12 protein-coding genes are annotated in these 19405 nt (G+C 63.0%); 7 read left to right on the top strand and 5 right to left on the bottom strand.

Translation table 11 applies throughout. The features are described 5' to 3' along the window. Window positions 1-82: 82 nt before the first annotated feature. The 4 genes from P0D71_RS05050 to P0D71_RS05035 all read left to right on the top strand — a co-directional run bounded on the left by P0D71_RS05050 (window position 83) and on the right by P0D71_RS05035 (window position 5694). On the top strand, window positions 83-313 hold the full coding sequence (locus P0D71_RS05050; protein WP_408343726.1) for a hypothetical protein: 231 nt from the start codon (window positions 83-85) through the stop codon (window positions 311-313). 92 nt (window positions 314-405) lie between these two features. Further along, on the top strand, window positions 406-651 hold the full coding sequence (locus P0D71_RS05045; protein WP_091797011.1) for a hypothetical protein: 246 nt from the start codon (window positions 406-408) through the stop codon (window positions 649-651). Between the two features lie 207 nt (window positions 652-858). Then, on the top strand, window positions 859-1830 hold the full coding sequence (locus P0D71_RS05040; protein ID WP_408479396.1) for an ion channel: 972 nt from the start codon (window positions 859-861) through the stop codon (window positions 1828-1830). Between the two features lie 276 nt (window positions 1831-2106). Next, on the top strand, window positions 2107-5694 hold the full coding sequence (locus tag P0D71_RS05035) for an indolepyruvate ferredoxin oxidoreductase family protein (RefSeq protein WP_408479395.1): 3588 nt from the start codon (window positions 2107-2109) through the stop codon (window positions 5692-5694). Window positions 5695-5782: 88 nt separating this feature from the next. On the opposite strand, the gene P0D71_RS05030 is transcribed toward P0D71_RS05035, so the two are convergent. Both P0D71_RS05030 and P0D71_RS05025 read right to left on the bottom strand, forming a co-directional pair. After that, window positions 5783-6484, bottom strand: a complete 702-nt coding sequence (locus P0D71_RS05030) for a copper homeostasis protein CutC (protein WP_408479394.1) — start codon at window positions 6482-6484, stop codon at window positions 5783-5785. Between the two features lie 111 nt (window positions 6485-6595). Then, a complete protein-coding gene (locus P0D71_RS05025) occupies window positions 6596-7873 on the bottom strand; it encodes a sensor domain-containing phosphodiesterase (RefSeq protein WP_091797019.1) in 1278 nt (425 codons plus the stop codon). Window positions 7874-8288: 415 nt separating this feature from the next. Between P0D71_RS05025 and P0D71_RS05020 the strand changes: the two genes are divergently transcribed. Then, window positions 8289-9944: a Na+/H+ antiporter gene (locus P0D71_RS05020; RefSeq protein ID WP_091797021.1), complete on the top strand. Its 1656-nt coding sequence runs from the start codon at window positions 8289-8291 to the stop codon at window positions 9942-9944. Between the two features lie 112 nt (window positions 9945-10056). Here the strand turns inward: P0D71_RS05020 and P0D71_RS05015 are convergent, their stop codons facing one another. The 3 genes from P0D71_RS05015 to P0D71_RS05005 all read right to left on the bottom strand — a co-directional run bounded on the left by P0D71_RS05015 (window position 10057) and on the right by P0D71_RS05005 (window position 15123). Then, window positions 10057-11364, bottom strand: a complete 1308-nt coding sequence (locus P0D71_RS05015) for a solute carrier family 23 protein (protein ID WP_408343734.1) — start codon at window positions 11362-11364, stop codon at window positions 10057-10059. Window positions 11365-11473: 109 nt separating this feature from the next. Then, a complete protein-coding gene (locus P0D71_RS05010) occupies window positions 11474-13039 on the bottom strand; it encodes a methyl-accepting chemotaxis protein (RefSeq protein ID WP_408479393.1) in 1566 nt (521 codons plus the stop codon). 533 nt (window positions 13040-13572) lie between these two features. Next, entirely contained in the window at window positions 13573-15123 is a 1551-nt protein-coding gene (locus tag P0D71_RS05005) for a sensor domain-containing diguanylate cyclase (RefSeq protein WP_408298447.1), read from the bottom strand. Window positions 15124-15614: 491 nt separating this feature from the next. Here P0D71_RS05005 and P0D71_RS05000 point away from each other — a divergent pair, with 491 nt between their 5' ends. Together P0D71_RS05000 and P0D71_RS04995 are read left to right on the top strand one after the other, a co-directional pair. After that, entirely contained in the window at window positions 15615-17360 is a 1746-nt protein-coding gene (locus P0D71_RS05000) for a methyl-accepting chemotaxis protein (protein ID WP_408479392.1), read from the top strand. A gap of 616 nt (window positions 17361-17976) precedes the next feature. After that, window positions 17977-19107: an integrase gene (locus tag P0D71_RS04995; RefSeq protein WP_408479391.1), complete on the top strand. Its 1131-nt coding sequence runs from the start codon at window positions 17977-17979 to the stop codon at window positions 19105-19107. Window positions 19108-19405: the final 298 nt, after the last annotated feature.

Below are 19405 nucleotides of genomic sequence, written 5' to 3'. Positions count from 1 at the left end.
CGCGCCGGCAGGGTGGAGAACCCCGGCGCCGACATCGTGCTAGGATGAAAAAACCGAAACCTTTGGAAGATGGAGCGACGCCATGGACGACATCACCTACACCAAAGGCATCTACACGGCCATTGCCTCGATACGCGAAATAGATAGCGATACCTGGCAGGGCGTGGTCACCCTCTCGCGCGACGAAGGCGACGCAACCGCCGACCAGGAAACCACGGTCTACGAAGTCGACGCCACTTCGTCCACGCCTGAGGAAGCCCTCGAGGAAGCCAAGGCGCTTGCTCATCGCATTCTCGGGGAAATCGAACTCTAGGCAGACCGGCGCCGCGCTTTTCGCGTTTGCTTCTTGCGTTTGCTCTTTGCGTTCGCGTTGCGCCACCCTGGACTAACTGGCCGGAGGCGGTCATGGCTGAACAGCTCTTTCTCTACGGCGTGTATTCGATTCACGTCCGCCCGCTCGAACTCAGCGGTGCTCGCTGGGATGCGGAATACGAAATCCGCCATCGCGAGAAAGCCGTCAAACCGTGGACGACGGTCGGCGGCGACAACGGTTACGGCGCCGCGACCGAAGCTGTCGCGGCCGCGCATCAGCAAGCTGTCGACGATATCGAACACGGTGCGGGCATTCCCAAACCGCGCGCGTTTCCGTGAGTGCGAACCGCGCAGGCTTTCGCGTTAATGACAAGGTTGCGCGATCATTTCAGTGCCCGGCAGTACGCCGTGCCTTGACGTAAGAGTCGCACGCGGCAGCCCGCCGCGCGGCTCGCCTTTCAAGCGCCCGCGCACCCGCCCAAAACCACGCTCCGTGGCCAAAACGGCGTGCTACGCTTTGGCCGTTTTCATTTCCACGACCCTGCAATGGCGACAGAACCGACAGACCGTCCTTCAAGCTTCGGCAATGGCGAAGCACGCGCGCCGGCACGCCGCCCGCGCGGCAGCCGCGAATTGCGTCTGGACGATCGCGTGGTCATCGCGCACGGCATGCCGACACCGCTCTGGCAGGATCTCTATCACCGCGCTCTCGTGGTTCGCTGGCCGACCTTTTTCGTGTCGCTCGCGGTCCTGTTCCTGCTGCTCAACACCGCGTTCGCCACGCTCTACCTGCTGGGCGACGCGCCGATCGCCAATCAGTTTCCGGCGGGTTTCAGCGGTGCATTCTTCTTTAGCGTGGAAACGCTCGCCACGGTAGGCTACGGCGACATGCATCCGCAAACCGTTTACGCGCACTGGATCGCCACGCTGGAAATTTTCGTCGGCATGTCCAGCATCGCGTTGGCGACGGGGCTGATCTTCGCGCGCTTTTCGCGCCCGCACGCCAAGATCATGTTCACCCGCTACGCGGTGATCCGGCCGATCGACGGCCGCATGACGCTGATGGTGCGCTCGGCCAACGCGCGTCAGAACGTGATCGCGGAGGCCCGCGCGAAACTGCGCATTCTGCGCCAGGAGACCAGCGCCGAAGGTTATACGTTGCGCAAGCTCTATGACCTGACGCTGTTGCGCGATCAACACCCCGTGTTCAAACTGGGCTGGACGCTAATGCACATCATCGACGAAAGCAGTCCGCTGTTCGGCGAAACCGCCGAGACGCTCGAAGGCCGCGACACGTCGCTGATTCTCACGCTGGAAGGCGTCGACGAGTCGACCTCGCAAACCATGCAGGCGCGCCACATGTGGTCGTGCGATCAGATCTACTGGCATCACCGTTTCGCCGACATCATGAGCGAGCAGGACGGCGTGAGCCATATCGATTACGCGCATTTCGACGAAATCGTGCCGCTCGACGACGCGCCCATTGCGGCCCCGAGAGCGCCGGCGCCGGCGCAGTAAGCGGGTCGAAACGCACCAGGGCATACCCGAATGCCGCCGCCGCGTGGCAGATCTATCTCAAAACTCCGTTAAAACGCTTGGCTCTTCTCGCCTCTTCGCGGGTTGCTGACCAAAGTAGAAATAATTCACTCTAATCGGCGCTAAAAAATAGAGTCTCTTTCGCTGCGCCAACCTCGTGGTCCCCACCACCGCGCGCGGATGCAAACCGCAACTATGTTGCATGGGATCGGAGTAAGCGCTAAAGCGCCAACTCCGATCGACAACGGAGACTCCCCCATGACCGCTCGCCTGCCCATCGACGGCACGCCCGCACTGGCCGATTACAAGCTATCCGATAACCTCACCGCGACGCGCGGCCGCATCTTCCTGACCGGCACGCAGGCGCTGGTGCGCCTCGCGCTCATGCAGCGCGCCGCCGACAAGGCTCGCGGCCTGAACACCGCCGGCTTCATTAGCGGTTATCGCGGCTCGCCGCTCGGCATGGTCGACCAGCAGTTGTGGAAAGCGAACAAACTGCTCACGGCGAGTGATATTCGCTTCTTGCCCGCCATCAACGAAGAACTCGGCGGCACCGCCGTGCTCGGCACGCAGCGAGTGGAGTCCGATCCGGAGCGCACCGTCGAGGGCGTATTCGCGATGTGGTACGGCAAGGGCCCGGGCGTGGACCGCGCCGGCGACGCGCTCAAGCACGGCAACGCTTACGGCTCGTCGCCGCATGGCGGCGTGCTGGTGGTGGCGGGCGACGATCATGGCTGCGTGTCGTCGTCCATGCCGCATCAGAGCGATTTCGCGTTGATGGCCTGGCATATGCCGGTCGTGAATCCGTCCAACATCGCCGACATGCTCGAGTTCGGTTTGTACGGCTGGGCGCTGTCGCGCTTCTCGGGCGCGTGGGTCGGCTACAAGGCGATCTCCGAAACGGTCGAATCGGGCTCGACGGTCGATCTCGACGCGCTGCGCACCGACTGGGCCGCACCGCAGGATTTCGCAGCACCGGCGGGTGGCCTGCACAATCGCTGGCCCGATCTGCCGAGCCTGACGATCGAATCGCGCATGCACGCCAAGCTCGACGCGGTACGCCACTTCGCGCGCGTGAACAGCATCGACAAATGGATCGCGCCGAGCCCGCATGCGAACGTGGGGATCGTGACCTGCGGCAAGGCACACCTGGATCTGATGGAAACGCTGCGCCGTCTCGATCTGACCGTCGCCGATCTGGAAGCGGCCGGCGTGCGGATCTACAAGGTCGGCCTGTCGTTTCCGCTGGAAATGACGCGGATCGACGCGTTCGTCTCCGGCTTGTCCGAAGTGCTGGTGATCGAGGAGAAAGGCCCGGTCATTGAACAGCAGATCAAGGACTATCTGTACAACCGCTCGCAAGGCACGCGGCCGATCGTGATCGGCAAGAACGCCGAAGACGGCACGCTGCTGCTGTCCTCGCTCGGGGAATTGCGGCCGTCGCGCATTCTGCCGGTGTTCGCCAACTGGCTCGCGAAGCACAAGCCCGCGCTCGATCGCCGCGAACGCGTGGTCGATCTGGTCGCGCCGCAAATTCTCTCGAACGCGGCGGACAGCGTGAAGCGCACGCCGTACTTCTGCTCGGGTTGTCCGCACAATACCTCGACCAAAGTACCGGAAGGGTCGATCGCGCATGCGGGCATCGGCTGTCACTTCATGGCTTCATGGATGGAGCGCGACACGACCGGCCTGATCCAGATGGGCGGCGAAGGCGTGGACTGGGCGTCGCACTCCATGTTCACGAAAACGCGCCACGTATTCCAGAATCTCGGCGACGGCACCTACTTCCACTCCGGCATTCTGGCGATCCGCCAGGCGGTGGCCGCGAAAGCCACCATCACGTACAAGATTCTCTATAACGACGCCGTCGCGATGACGGGCGGCCAGCCGGTGGACGGCAGCATCTCGGTGCCGCAGATCGCGCGTCAGGTGGAAGCCGAGGGCGTATCGCGCTTCGTCGTGGTCAGCGACGAGCCGGAGAAATACGACGGCCATCACGACCTTTTTCCGAAGGGCACCACGTTCCACCATCGCAGAGAAATGGACACCGTGCAGCGCGAATTGCGCGACACCGACGGTGTGACCGTACTGATCTACGACCAGACCTGTGCGGCGGAAAAACGCCGGCGCCGGAAAAAAGGCGAATTCCCCGATCCGGACAAGCGTCTTTTCATCAACGAAGAAGTCTGCGAAGGCTGCGGCGATTGCGGCGTGCAGTCCAATTGCCTGTCAGTCGAACCGGTTGAAACGGCATTGGGCCGCAAGCGCCGCATCGACCAATCGTCGTGCAACAAAGACTATTCGTGCGTGAATGGCTTCTGCCCGAGCTTCGTCACGGTGGAAGGCGGCAAGCTGAAGAAAGCCGCGGGCGCCGCATTCGATCCGCAAGCATTGGCCGCACGCGTCGACGCTTTGCCGATTCCCGCAACGCATCTCGACGCCGCGCCGTACGACATTCTGGTGACGGGCGTCGGCGGCACGGGCGTCGTGACGGTCGGCGCATTGATCAGCATGGCTGCGCATCTGGAAGGCAAGAGCGCGTCGGTGCTCGACTTCATGGGCTTCGCACAAAAGGGCGGCTCGGTGCTGTCGTTCGTGCGTTTCGCCGCGCGTGACGAGTGGCTCAATCAGGTGCGTATCGACACGCAGCAAGCCGACGTGCTGCTCGCCTGCGATATGGTGGTCGGCGCAAGCGCCGATGCGCTGCAAACGGTGCGTCATGGCCGCACGCGCATTGTCGTGAACACGCATGCGATTCCGAATGCGACGTTCGTGACCAATCCTGACGCGACGCTGCACGCCGACGCGCTGATCGACAAGATGCGTCACGCGGCAGGCGCGGAGCGCATGTCGACATGCGACGCACAGGCACTCGCCACGCGCTTTCTCGGCGACACCATCGGCGCGAACATTCTGATGCTCGGTTATGCCTGGCAACTTGGACTCGTGCCCGTATCGTTCGGCGCGATGATGCGCGCGATCGAATTGAACAACGTCGCGGTGCAGATGAACCAGCTCGCGTTTTCGATCGGCCGCCTCGCTGCGCAAGATCCAGCCGCGCTCGAATCGCTGTGGCAGGCACGGCATCTGGCGAAGCAGGCTGTGCGCGTCGATACGCTCGACGAACTGATCGCGCATCGCGAAGGGCGTCTGCAGATTTACGGCGGCGCGGCGTATGTGAAGCGCTACCGTGCGCTGGTCGATGCGGCACGCCGCGCGGAGACCGCCGTGGACACGAAGAGCGAGCGCGTGACGCGCGCGGTGGCAACCACGTTCTATCGTCTGCTCGCGGTGAAGGACGAATACGAAGTGGCGCGCCTGCATACCGATGCCGCGTTCCGTGAAGCGCTGGAAGCGCAATTCGAAGGCGTGGCCGGCAAGGACTTCGGCATCAAGTTCAATCTCGCGCCGCCGACGCTCACGCGCCCGCAACCCGGCAAGAATCCGGCCAAGAAAACCTTCGGCCAATGGATGTGGCCGGTGCTCGGCACGCTGGCGAAGTTCAGCAGCCTGCGCGGCACGATGCTCGATCCGTTCGGCCGCACGCTGGAGCGCAAGATGGAGCGTGAACTTGCCGGCGACTACGAAACCACGATGCAACGCGCGTTCGCCAAGCTCAACGCCGGCAGTCTGGAAGACGTGGCGAAGCTCGCCGACCTGCACGCCCGCGTGCGCGGTTATGGTCACGTAAAGCTCGCGAATCTGGCGGGTGTGAAGCGTGGCGAGCGCGATCTGGCCGCACGCTTGCAGATCGAAGCGGCGACCGGTGAATCGGTGCGGAAATCGCTCGAAGAGGTAAAGGGCGCGGGGCAGTTGCGCGGCATTCCGGTGGTCGTGGCGAAGTAGTTTTCTTCGCTTTCCTTGCACGTGGACATGCTTGAATCAATGCCGCTTCGGGAGCGATCTCGAAGCGGCATTTTCTTTGCCCGGTGATTTAGCTACGCGATGCGTCCAGCAGCGCTCTGACTTTCGCGACCCTGGCCGCATCGACCGGCGCGAGACCCTTGCCGTCCACGCGAACGCCCGAACCGAAATGCACCGCTTCGACTTGCGTGCTGCTCACAAAACCGGCGACGGCATCGACCGTCAAGCCGGCGCCGGCCAGCACCGTCAAATGCGAACCGGACGCTTGCCGCACCAGCTCGCGGATCGTCGCTTCAGCGTGCAGAACTGAAGGTTGTCCACCCGAGGTCAGCACATTCGTTACGGCATCGAAACCGAGCAGCACGTCGAGCGACTGGCGCATATCACGCGCTTCGTCGAACGCGCGGTGGAAGGTGATTGCCAGTCCATCTGCCGCGTCGATCGCACGCGCAAGGCCTTCGCGATCGATCTCGCCCGCGCCATTCAGCATGCCGATCACGACCCCGTTCGCGCCTGCCGCCTTGACCGCCCGCACGTCGCGCAGCATCACCGCGTAATCGTCGGCGTCGTACACGAACGAGCGGCTATGCGGCCGCACGATTACGTTCACGGGAATCTCGACCGCCGCCACCACCGCTTCGATCAAGCCGAGACTCGGCGTCAGGCCGCCCTCGCCCATTGCGGTGACAAGTTCGAGACGGTCGGCGCCCGCTTGCGCGGCAAGGCGCGCGTCGGCAACGGTCGTGGCAATGACTTCTAGAAGGACGGACATGAGCACGGCTGAAGATCGTTGAAACCGACATGATCTCCAAAAATGCCCCGGGCCGCCCCAACTTTTTTGCGCTCCCTTCAGAGGCTGCCGCGCAACGACAGTTAGGGACACTCAAAAATGCTCTTCGTCCACCCAGTCAATGTCGCCGCACAACACGCAGGTCTGCGCGCCGACACGCGTCGCCACCGAAAGCGTCACGCACGGCAACGCCTCGTTGATCGACAGATAGGGACGCGTCACATGCACGCGCTCCGGCGCATTGATCGCATCGCGAAAATACGGTCGACGCAGCCAGTTCGCGCCCTGCGCGTCGGCGAGCGGCAGAAAGCGTGTTTCATGCGCCGCGCGATCGGCGCGTAGCACGACGTTGCGGCCCGCCTGCTTGCCCTTCGCGTCGAGCAGGAAGCAGCGGGCCGCATGGTCGAGGGCGAGAAAATTCCAGCACACTTCCTCGAGCGGTTCGCCGGCCGCGAGCCGTTCCGCCGCCCGCTCGAAAGCCCGCAAGTATGGCGCAAGCCGGCTTGCGTTGCGGCGCTCGCGTGCTTCGGTCTGGTCGCGATACCGCTCGGTGAGCTCGCTGATGCACGTGGTCGCGTGCAGCGCGTCGGCCGCGCCCGGGTTCGGGCGGCCGAAGAAAAAGCCTTGCACGAAGTCCGCGTTGCAGGCGAGCGCCATTTGCGCTTCATGCTCCGTTTCCACGCCTTCGATCAGCACCAGTTTGCCCGCCTCGTGCAGCAGCGCGACAAGCCCCGGCAGAATCGTCGCCATGTCGGCACGATGCGCGGCGTGCGACAGCATGACGCGATCGAGCTTCACGATATCCGGATTCAATTGCCAGATCCGTTCGACGTTCGAGTGTCCCGCGCCGAAGTCGTCGAGTGCGATCAGGAAACCGCGCTCGCGGAACTGGCGCACGGCGTCGGCGAGACGCTCCAGATCTTCCGCGCGATGTTCGAGCACTTCGAGCACGATGCGCCGCGGCGGCAAATCGAGCCGCTTCAACGTGGCCAGCAACGCGGCGGCGAGATACGGATCGGTGAGCGCGCCGGGATGCACGTTCAGGAACAGCCATTCGCGCTCGGCGCCGAGCACCTTGAAATTTTCCAGATGCAGCGTCTGGGCCAGCCGGTCCACCTGAAGCACGTCGCCGAGGCGCGCGGCTTCGCCGAATACGTCGAGCGGCGACACGGGCCGGTCGAGCCCGTCATGCGCCCGCAGTAGCCCTTCGTAGCCGACAGCCCGCATATGCGACAGACTGAAAATCGGCTGAAACACGCTGCTTAGCGTGAGCTCGCCATGCTGCACCGTAAAACGTTCGAGCCCCGACGTCATCTCGACCTCGAAGCCATGCGGCGCGCTGGCCGTTCTTTCCTGTTGCGCAATCGTCATGCAGTCCTCTCACGCGAGAGCCGGGCCGGTCCGAACGCGGAGGCGAACAACCTCGGCGCCGTTTCTCAAATGTGCGTCATCGATATACCTTAAGCAAGCTCCATGCGCACGCTGACGCACATTCCAATGAAATTTATACGAAAGATTGCGCACGCGGACGGGAGCATGCGCCGCTCGTGGGCGTAGAGCGCACCGTTACGGTGCGCAACCTCGTCGAGGCGCTCATGCGCCGCGGCTTGGCGCCTTCGTGGCGCCTTCGTGGCGCCTTCGTGACGCCCTCATGCCGCCCTCGTGCCGCGCCGGCGATGGCACAAGGCGTCGTCGGGCTAAACTTCGGCCTTGCACTTCGTAAGCGCCGCATGGCCGATAGGCGAAGATCACCGAAGCAACGCCGTTATATCCCCGAAATAGACCGATGGACATTGTCTTTACCGTATTGATTCTTTTGCTCGCCGTCGCCGCCTCGGGCGTCGTCACCCGCATCTTGCCGGTCTCGTTGCCCCTGCCGCTCGTGCAGATCGCGATCGGCGCGTTGCTCGCATGGCCGAAGCTCGGGCTGCACGTCACGTTCGACCCGGAAATCTTCATGATGCTGTTCATTCCGCCTTTGCTTTTCGCGGACGGATGGCGCATTCCCAAGCGCGAATTCTTCATGGCGCGCCGCTCGATCCTGATGCTCGCGCTCGGCCTCGTGTTCATGACGGTGCTGGTGGTCGGCTACTTCGTGCATGCGCTGGTGCCGTCGATCTCGCTGCCGGTTGCGTTCGCGCTGGCCGCGGTGTTGTCGCCGACGGATGCGGTGGCGCTGTCCGGCATCGTCGGCAAGGGCAAGATCCCTGGGCGGCTCATGCACATCCTGGAAGGCGAGGCGCTGATGAATGACGCGTCGGGACTGGTCGCGTTGAAGTTCGCCATTGCCGCCGCGCTGACCGGCGTGTTTTCGTTGCGCGAAGCGTCGATCAGTTTCGTGATCATCGCCGCGGGCGGCCTTGCGATCGGCGCGGCAGTGAGCTGGCTGTTCAGCTTCGTGTCGGCGCGCTTCCTGAATCTCACCGAAGAAGGCGACCCGGCGCCCGGCGTCGTGATGACGCTGCTGATTCCGTTCGCCGCGTATCTGATCGCCGAACGCCTCGAGTTGTCCGGCATTCTGGCCGCGGTCGCCGCCGGCATGATGATGAACTACGCGACGATTGCGAACGCCGGACCGGTGTCGTCACGGGTGCGCGCCACCAGCACGTGGACGATGATCGAGTTCGTCTTCAACGGCATGGTGTTCATTCTGCTGGGGCTGCAGTTTCCACACATTCTCGGACGCGCATTGCTCGACGCGCACGAGACCAGCAACGCGCAGGTCTGGCTGCTGATCGGCTATATCGCCGCGGTGGGAGTGGCGCTCTATGCGATGCGCTTCGTGTGGGTGTGGCTGCTGCGCTGGTTCGCGAGCCGCGGCGCCGCGAAGCAGGGCGTGGCGAATGCGGTGCCGGGTTTGCGCACGGTCACGATCACGACGGTGGCCGGCGTACGCGGGGCAGTGACGCTCGCGGGCGTGCTGTCGTTGCCGGAGGTGTTGCCAGGTGGCGTCCCGCTGCCGGGCCGCGATCTGGCGATCTTCATCGCATCCGGCGTGATTCTGCTTTCGCTGCTGGTGGCCGTCGTGGCGCTGCCGCTGTTGCTGAACGGCTGGCGCCGTGGCAAGGATCCGCATGCCGCCGAGGAATTGCTCGCGCGCACGATGGCCGCGCAAGCGGCGATTCGGGCCGTCGACGAGGTGCACGACACCGAGTGCGCTGATCTGGATGAATCGGCTTCGGCGTACGCGGCTGATGTCACCGCGCGAGTCATGGACCTCTATCGGCGCCGCCTCGCCACGCTCGATGAAGAGCAGGAGCCCCGCGAGCTGGCGCGCCGCGCCGATGCGCTGGAGTTCAGAATGAAGCTCGCGGCCATGCGAGCCGAGCGCAAGACACTGCTCGCGCTGCGCAGCACTCAGGAGATCAATGACGAGACGTTGAACAAGCTGATGCGCGAAGTGGACCTGTCAGAGACTGCGCTGACGGCGCGCAGGCGCTGACGCGCGACGCTGCGTGATGGCGGTTCCAGCGGCTGGCGCGTTTCTCCGCATGAGACATCACGGAGACAGAAGCCCGCGCCGCCGCCGAACCGCTTGATACGAGAGAGGAGGCTCAGGCCACCGGACCTTGTGCCGGCTTCCTTCTCAGCAGAGCGTAGAGAATGATCGCGCCGAACGTCGCGGTGCCGATGCCGCCCAGACCGAAACCGCCGAGCTTCAACGAGAAATCGCCGGCGCCGAGCACGAGCGTGACCGCGGCCACGATCAGATTACGGTTGTCGGAAAAGTCCACCTTGTTGACGACCCAGATGCGCGCGCCGGTCACGGCGATCAGCCCGAACACGACGATCGACACACCGCCCAGCACCGGCCCGGGAATGGTCTGGATCACCGCGCCGAACTTCGGCGAAAAGCCCAGCACCAGCGCGATCACAGCGGCGATCACGAAGACCAGCGTCGAATAGATCTTGGTGACGGCCATCACGCCGATGTTCTCCGCATACGTCGTGACACCGGTGCCGCCGGCAAAGCCGGACACGATCGTCGCGAGTCCGTCGCCGAGGAATGCGCGGCCGACGTAGCGGTCGAGATTCTGGCCCGTCATCGCGCTCACCGCCTTGATGTGCCCGAGGTTCTCCGCCACCAGGATCACCGCGATCGGCGCGAGCAAGGTCATGGCCTGCATGTTGAAAACGGGCGCCGTGAAGTGCGGCATACCGAACCACGCGGCGTTGGCGACGATGGCGAAATCGATCGGCTTGCCCATGCCGAGGCCATTCGTGACGATCGCGTAGATCACATACGCCATCAGCAGGCCGACCAGAATCAGCAGACGCTGCAGCATGCCGCGCGCGAACACCGCGACCGCGCCCACGCACAGCACGGTGACCAGCGCCATCCACGAATCGAAGTTGCTGCCGCTCACGCCGTGCACGGCGATCGGCGCCAGATTCAAACCGATCACGCAGACAATCGCCCCGGTCACCACCGGCGGCATCAGCTTCTCGATCCATTGGGTGCCGACCGCCGACACGATCAGGCCGATCACCGCATACACCACGCCGCACGCGATGATCCCGCCGAGCGCCAACGGAATGTTCAGGTTCGGCCCGTGGCCGCCGTACCCCGTCACCGCGATCACGAGACCGATGAACGCGAAGCTCGAGCCGAGATAGCTCGGCACGCGCCCGCCCACCAGCACAAAGAACAACAGCGTGCCGATGCCCGACATGAAGATGCACAGGTTCGGATCGAAGCCCATCAGCAACGGCGCGAGCACAGTCGAGCCGAACATCGCGACGACGTGTTGCACGCCCATTGCGAACATTTGCGGCCACGCGAGCCGCTCGTCGGTGCCGACGATGCGGCCCTCGGCCGGTGCGGGCTGCGCACGCCAACGGGGGAAGTAGGAATCGGCCATGGCGGGGGTTCTCCTCTGTTCGGCGCTATTTATGGTGGCGCGGCGCCGGAACAAGGCGTCGCCCAGGAATTACGCGCGAGTGTACGGAGTGCCACCAGGCCTGGCAAGTTCAGCCGTGCCGGGCTTCCAGCGAAAATACCGTGACGGCCGCCTGCAGCTGCCGCGCCTGATCCGCCATCGACGCCGCTGCGGCAGCCGCCTGCTCGACTAGCGCCGCGTTCTGTTGCGTCACGTCGTCCATCTGCGCGACCGCGCGGTTGACCTCTTCGATGCCGGTGCTCTGCTCCTGCGACGCCGACGAAATCTCGCCCATGATGTCAGTCACCCGTTTGACCGCGTGCGTGACTTCAGCCATGGTCTGGCCGGCCCGCTCGGCCAGTTCGGCGCCGCTGCCCACGCGCGCCGTCGAGCTTTCGATCAGCTCCTTGATCTCCTTGGCCGACACCGCGCTGCGCTGCGCGAGCGAGCGCACTTCGCCCGCCACCACCGCGAAGCCGCGCCCCTGTTCGCCGGCGCGCGCCGCTTCCACCGCCGCGTTGAGCGCGAGGATGTTGGTCTGGAACGCAATGCCTTCGATCACCGCGATGATGTCCGTCATGCGCTTCGAGCCGGCCGCCAGTTCGCGCATGGTTTCGACCACGTCGCCGACGAGGTGGCTGCCGCGCGCCGCCACTTCCGAAGCGCCGTGCGCGACGCCGCCCGCCTGCTGCGCGTTCTCGGCGTTCATCTTCACTGTCGAGGTCAACTCCTGCATGCTCGACGCGGTTTCCTGCAGCGCGGCGGCCTGTTCCTCGGTGCGCTGCGACAGATCGGTATTGCCCTGCGCAATTTCACCCGACGCCATCAGGATGGACTCGCTCGATTCGCTGATGCCCGACACGATGCCGGCCAGCCGCTCACGCATGTTGCGCAACGCGAACAGCAGGCTGTGGGTGTCGCCGGTGCGGGTCTCGACGCGCACGCTCAGGTCGCCGTCCGCGATGCGGTTGGCGATCTGCATCGCGTAATCCGGTTCGCCGCCGAGTTGCGCGGACAGACGGCGCGCGATCACCATGGCGAGCAGCATCCCCGCGACGATCGCGCCGAGCACCAGCACGCTCATGACGATGCGCATGTGCTGATAGCCGGCGGAGGCTTCCTGCTGCGCTGCGTTGGCCTGCTCGCGGCGATAGTCGATCAGCGCCATGATGCGATCGCGCAGCGCCTCACTCGACGCAATCGCGCGACGCACGAGTTCGTTGTTGTCGACGCCGGCCGGAACCGGTTCGAGACCGATCTGCTGATGCACGATGCCTTCCCACGCCGCCGACGCGCGCAGCACGTCGTCGAACATGGCCTGACCCTTGCTCGTCCCGATCGTCGCGCGGTACTGGTCGTAGCCGCCGTGCATTTCCTTGAGCGAGCCGACAATGCTGTCCTTCAACTTTTGACGGCCGACGTCGTCGGCCGCATAGCCGAGGTTCGCGGCGGCCAGATCGGAGTCGATCTTGTGGCGGTTCGCCTCTTCCATCCAATAGAGGCCGTTCATGTGTTTATTGCCGATCGCCTCGGTAATGTCGTGCATCGACGACAGCGTACTCAGCGAAGTCACGCCGATCACGACGCAAAAACCAATCACAACGGAAAACGCCAGCAGCAGTTTCCTGAACACAGGCATGCGGTCGAACCACTTCATTTCACCATCCTTCACGAGTCACGACGGGACGCTCGAGTCGCCGCGCCATCGCGAAGTATTTCGCGACCTTCTGGCTGCGCAGCGACGCTCCCACCTCATTTACGGCGGCCGTCACCGCGACTTGATGCGCGAAATGTCAGGAATAACCGGGACAGGATGTTGTAAGCGATGCCGAAGGGACTGGGCCGGATCGCAAAAGACCGGACGATCGGCAAGTTGACGCCACGATTGGGATTTGTCTGATTTATGGGGCGGCGGCGGACACTTAGACTTGGCCTGCTGCGTTGATCCCCATGAGCAAGCGCATGCGATGTTGTAACTCTCCGACTTTTCCGCTCACGCTCCCCCAGCGTGAGCGGTTTTTTTTGTCAGTACGATTTGTTGCTCGCGCAAGCGCGCTTACGCGTTGGCGTTCACGCGTGTGTTGCGAAAGCGGCGCCTGCGCGGCACGTCCTTGGCGATCTTTGTCCTCTCCGACAGCGCACGACGCGTCGAGCAATCTGCATCGCGCAATCGAAGCATCGCCAGATTCGTCAGGTGGAGTTTTTTGCTTGGGTGACGGATTCCGCTGCAGAGGCAGAGCCGGGCGTCGCACGGATCACACGCATCGCACGGGTGGTCGCGTGGTAGCGCAGCACGCGATTGCGGCCTGCGTCTTTGGCTTCGTAGAGAGCTTCGTCGGCACCATTCACGAGGGCGCGACTCGTGGCGAATGTGTCGCGTAGCGCAGTCGCGACGCCAATGCTAACGGTGAGCACATGGTGCGAGCTCGCCACGTGGCGAAGCTGGAGCGCCTGAATCGCGGCGCGAATCTTCTCCGCGATATGGGTTGCGCCGGTTTCGTCGGTATCCGGCAGCAGCACGGCAAACTCTTCGCCACCATAGCGCGCCGCCGTGTCGCCTGGGCGCCGCACGCTCTGCGCAATACAGCGGGCCACGCTAATGAGCGCTTCATCGCCCGCCGAATGGCCGTACAGATCGTTAAAACCCTTGAAACTGTCGACGTCGATCAGCAGCATCGACAACGGCCACGCGTTGCGCTGCGCGCGGCGCCACTCTTCTTCCGCCTGCTCCTCGAAGGTGCGGCGATTGAAGAGGCCGGTCAGCCCGTCGGTGCGGGCCAGCACGCGTAACTCTTCTTCCGCCGCGCGGCGATGGCGCAGTTGCTGGGAGAACAGCATAGCCAGCGCGATAATCGTCACGTCGAGCGCGCCGATCAGCGAGCCAATGATCCACGCACGGCGCCGCCATTCCACGTAAATGTCGTGCGTGGACAGCGCGACGTCGAGGATCAACGGATACATGTCGATATGACGGAACGCGTACCAGCGCTCGACGCCGTCGATCGCCGCCGTGCCGAAGAAGTCACCGCTCGGCTGCTGGGTGAAGCGTGAGTAATTGGAAGTGCCGGTCAGATTGATGCCGATGATTTTCGGATCGTACGGACGCCGCATCAGCATCGTGCCGTCGTTCAGCATCAACGCCATCGATCCGCCGGCGCCGAGATTCATGCCGGCGAACAGTCTGCGAAAATACGTGAGGCGCATGGTGCCCACCACCACGCCGCCGAAACTGCCGTCCGGCCGCGTGATCCGCCGGCTCAGCGCGATGCTGACGTCTTTGCCGCTCACTTTCGGCATGAACGGGTGGCTGATGAACAGGCCGGCATTGGGAGAGTCCCGCTGCACCTTGAAGTAATCACGGTCGGCGAGATTGATCTGGCGCGGTGGCGAGGCCTGTGAGTCGAACCTGACGTTGCCGGCCTCGTCGGTTACGAGGATCGAACCCATGTCTTTCGCGCTTGCCGAGCCGTCGAACAGGACCATCTGGCGGAGTGCCGGCTTCAGGTCGAGCACGCCGGGCTGTTTCAGCCCATCGATCACCGCGCGCAGCGAAAGGTCGTAGATCTCGAGATTACGCGACACGTCGCGCTCTACCAGCAACGACACGTTGAACACGGAATCCTGCGCGCGCCGCAATGCGTCGTCGCGCATTTGCGCCAGCACCCACACGGCGATCGCGAGAATCGCGCTAGCTAGCACGATGCTGATCGCAATCACGATGTTCGGTCGGCTCGTCACCATGGTTTTTCGTTCGAGCAGGCGCGGACCCGCGCGCGTGAGCAGGAAGGCCGCGTCCGGGCTGGCGCGTACCGTGAACCGGTAGCGTACCAGACGCTGTGGCGCGCCGAACGATCCGCAAGGCGGGTTTTTGCCATGTCCTCCGTCCGCGTTCAGAACGCCGACAAGAGACGCAAGTGTAATCCGAGCCTTTCACTCAATGACCAAATTATTCAATCGGCACGAAATTGTGCGTTTCTTCGGTCATCGTGCGCAAACTTTCTAGTGTTATACCCGATTAGCCTTCAGGATTTGACGTTGCGATCCGATATTCGGTGAATGGGATGCCTCTTTTGCGTCTTACGTCGATGCGGCAAGTCATGCATTCGACATGAGACACGGAAGCGGTAAACAGCGCGGGGCCGCCGCCATGTACGACGGCCACACAGACGCTCCCATGCCCGGACCTGAGAGTCCATTGCGAAGCATTCACGTTTCGTTATTGGAGAAAAATCATGACATTGAAGCACCTCACAATCAAAGCCAAACTCATTGCCGGCTTCGGCATGCTGTCTCTTATCGTCGTCGCGGTTTCCACGCTTTCCCTGAAGGCGCTGAGCGACTCAACCGATGGATTTTCCGGCTTCGTGCACGGCATCAACGCGCGCGCCGACATGGCGGTGCAGGTGCGAACCGCCGTCGACCGCCGGGCCATCGCCGCGCGCAATCTCGTGCTCGTAACGAAACCTCAGGATCTGGACCTCGAGAAAGCCGACGTGCTGCGCGCACATGAAGATGTGCAAACCAATCTGAAGAAGCTCAACGACTTGATCGCCGCCGCGACCGACACCTCGGAGAAAGCGCGCAGCCTCGTCGCCGAGATCAATCGGGTGGAGGCCGCGTACGGACCGGTCGCCACCGACATCGTCAATCTCGCGCTGAACAACAAACGCGACGAAGCGATCGTCAAGATGGACGATCAATGCCGGCCGCTGCTCGCCGCGCTGATTCGCGCGACCAACGCGTATGCCGACTACACGCACGGCCGCCAGGAACAGATGATCAACGAATACGCGGCGCACTACGAGAACCAGCGCAACCTGCTGATCGCGATGAGCCTGATCGCGGTGGCACTCGCGATCGGCGCATGCGTGCTGATCACGCGCGCCGTTACCGGACCGTTGCGCCAGGCGATCGACGTTGCGCGCACCGTGTCGGAAGGCGATTTGCGCACGCGCATCACCGTGAACGGCCGCGACGAAACCGGCAAGCTGTTGAGCGCCCTGCGCGAGATGAACGAACGGCTGACGACGATCGTCGCACGCGTGCGCGACAGCAGCACGAGTATTGCCGGCGCGGCACGCCAGATCGCCGCGGGCAATATGGACCTGAGCCAGCGTACCGAACAGCAGGCTGCGTCGCTGCAGGAAACGGCGTCGAGCATGGAAGAGCTCACTTCCACCGTCAAGCAGAACGCCGACAATGCGCAGCAGGGCAGCATGCTGGCCACGAATGCTTCGTCGGTCGCGCAGAAAGGCAGCGAAGTGGTCGGCCAGGTGGTGAGCACGATGCACGACATCAGCGACAGCTCCACCAAGATCGCCGACATCACCGGCATTATCGAAGGCATTGCGTTCCAGACGAACATTCTTGCGCTCAACGCGGCCGTCGAAGCTGCACGCGCGGGCGAACAGGGTCGCGGTTTCGCGGTGGTCGCGAGCGAAGTCAGAAGCCTGGCGCAGCGTTCATCGAGCGCAGCCAAGGAGATCAAAGACCTGATTGCGAGCTCCGTGGACAAGATCCGCGACGGCTCGGCGCTCGCGGGTGAAGCCGGCAAGACGATGGCCGAAGTCACCCAGGCGGTGGCTCGGGTGACGGATATCATGTCGGAGATCGCGGCGGCATCGAGCGAACAAAGCCGTGGCATCGAGCAGGTCAATCTCGCGATCACGCAGATGGACAACGTCACGCAACAGAATGCCGCTTTGGTAGAAGAAGCGGCGGCAGCTTCGCGGTCGATGGAAGATCAGGGCCAGCAGTTGAACGAGGCGGTGGCATTCTTTCAGATTCTGAATAGCGATGCGGCAATGGCTTCTGGTTCTGCTGTTCCCGTGCATAAGGAAATACAGCGACGCGAATCGGCTGTTGCGCCTGTCCGGCGCGCCGTCCGCGCGACGCCCGCGCCGGTTGCCGCGCCGCTTGCCGCAATGGCGACGGCAGCCGTGGCGGTCGGGGCGGATGACGGGTGGGATCGGTTTTGAGCGTTTTTCTCTGACTAAGCGCGGTGCCAGGGTGGGCGGCGCAAGCATGCGGAGGCGTGTTGCGTCGCAGACGCGCATGCGGGGAGCGTTGGAAGATCAATCGCTTCCTCTCGGCTTCCTTGCATCAGCGCGAATATCGAACAGCGCCGCCGAGCCGCGCGAGTGCAGCGGCCATTTCGGTTTCGTCGAGATTGCCGTAGGCAAGCCGCACGCCTCGCACGTTCTCGCCGTTAGGCGAGAACCGCCGGCCAGCGAGTAAACGAATGGCAACCTGCTCGGGCGCGATCCATCCACTCTGCGGCAGAAAGCTGCCCGCACACGTTCGAGGCCGCTGGATGCGGGTTGATGGCTCGTAACGAAGCTTTGGCGCTGCGGATGCGACTTTGCTCCCGGATTGCATCGCTCAGGGTTTAGGCCTTTGAGTGGAAAAGAAAAAGCCCTGCAAGTCTTTGGACTTGCAGGGCTTTGATATGGCTGTTTGGTGGGAGGAGGAGGATCGAACTCCCGACCTTCGCATTGCGAATGTCAAATCACCACCATATTTTACAAGCTTTGTAGCCATTTTTGAGTTTATTCGCCACAATATTGCCACACTGACAACCGACTAGCGCGACTGATGGCAACTTTTCGCAAGCGCGGCCCCTATCAATGGGAAGCACAGATACGCAGGCGCGGCTATCCGGCGCAGAGCAAGACCTTCGAGACCAAAGCTGAGGCCGAAGCGTGGGCCAACATGATCGAGTCGGAAATGTCACGGGGCGTGTGGGTCAGTCGTGGCGAGGCTGAGACGACAACGCTCCATGAAGCATTGACTCGGTACGAGACCGAGGTGGTGCCAACCAAGAAAGGGGCTGCGCAGGAAGAATCTGTGTTGCGTGCTTGCAGAATGGAGGACATATCCAAGCGGCCACTCGCAGCGATCCGCAGCGCTGACGTGGCTCGGTTACGGGATCGGTGGCTACAAGACTACAAGCCAGCCACTGTGCTGCGCCGCTTGGCAGTTCTATCTCATGTATTCAGCATCGCCCGTAAAGAGTGGGGTTTGGAAAGCCTTTCGAATCCTGTAGAGCTTGTGCGAAAGCCCCAGCCAAACAATGCGCGGACGCGCCGGATTACCGCTGGCGATCCTGCCCACGACGCGTCGGGCACGGAGGATGCCGAGACGGATCGTGGCGCACAAGATGGTGAACTTGAGCGCGTTGTGGCGGCTAGCGGCTCCGCGCTCCTGCCACCTATCATCTGGCTGGCGGTCGAAACTGCAATGCGTCGAGGCGAGATTGTGGCAATGCGATGGGAGCACATTGATCTCAAGCGTCGCGTGGCTCATCTGCCGGCCACAAAGAACGGCAGCACGCGCGACGTGCCCCTGTCGTCGCGTGCCGTGGCCTTGTTACAATCCCTGAAAGATGCCGCTGCTCACGTCAAAAAGAAAGCGAATGACGACGAGAACGCAGACTTTGGGCGGATATTCGAGATACGCGGTGACGCCATCACCAGGGCGTTCGAACGAGCCGTAACGCGCGCCCGCAATCTGTACGTCGAGGAGTGCAAGACGACCAAGGAACGACCGGATAGTAAGTTCCTGACTGACCTCCGATTTCATGACTTGCGGCACGAAGCCACTTCACGCTTGGCTTCCATCTTCCCAATGCACGAACTGACGAAGATTACTGGGCACAAGGACCCACGCATGCTCATGCGCTACTACCATCCCCGAGCGGAAGACCTTGCGAAGCGTCTTGAATGAGTCAACAGCATAGTGCTGTTTAAACTGCTATCCGCGACGCTCGAGCGAATCGGGATGGCACCGGCAAGACACGCTCTTTCGGTGTGTCTGCCCGGCGTTAAGCGCGCATCATGCGTGGGCCCCGCAACGACTTCCCCGAGCAGACTTTGACGTGCGCGAGGCGATTATAGGACGGACATCTTCGCGTACTACTTATGGTACGTTTTCGCGCCGAATCTAAGCCAAATGCCCGCTCCTACAACTAGAGTTGCCATCCTCCCCAAGGATTGCATGTGGCGATTGCTTAGTCGTTCAGGGG

This window comes from Paraburkholderia sp. RL17-383-BIF-A, from assembly GCF_046028015.1.
Lineage (GTDB): Bacteria > Pseudomonadota > Gammaproteobacteria > Burkholderiales > Burkholderiaceae > Paraburkholderia.
The sequence above is the reverse complement of the archived record's forward strand: the minus strand, read 5'-3'. Positions and strand labels throughout refer to the sequence as shown.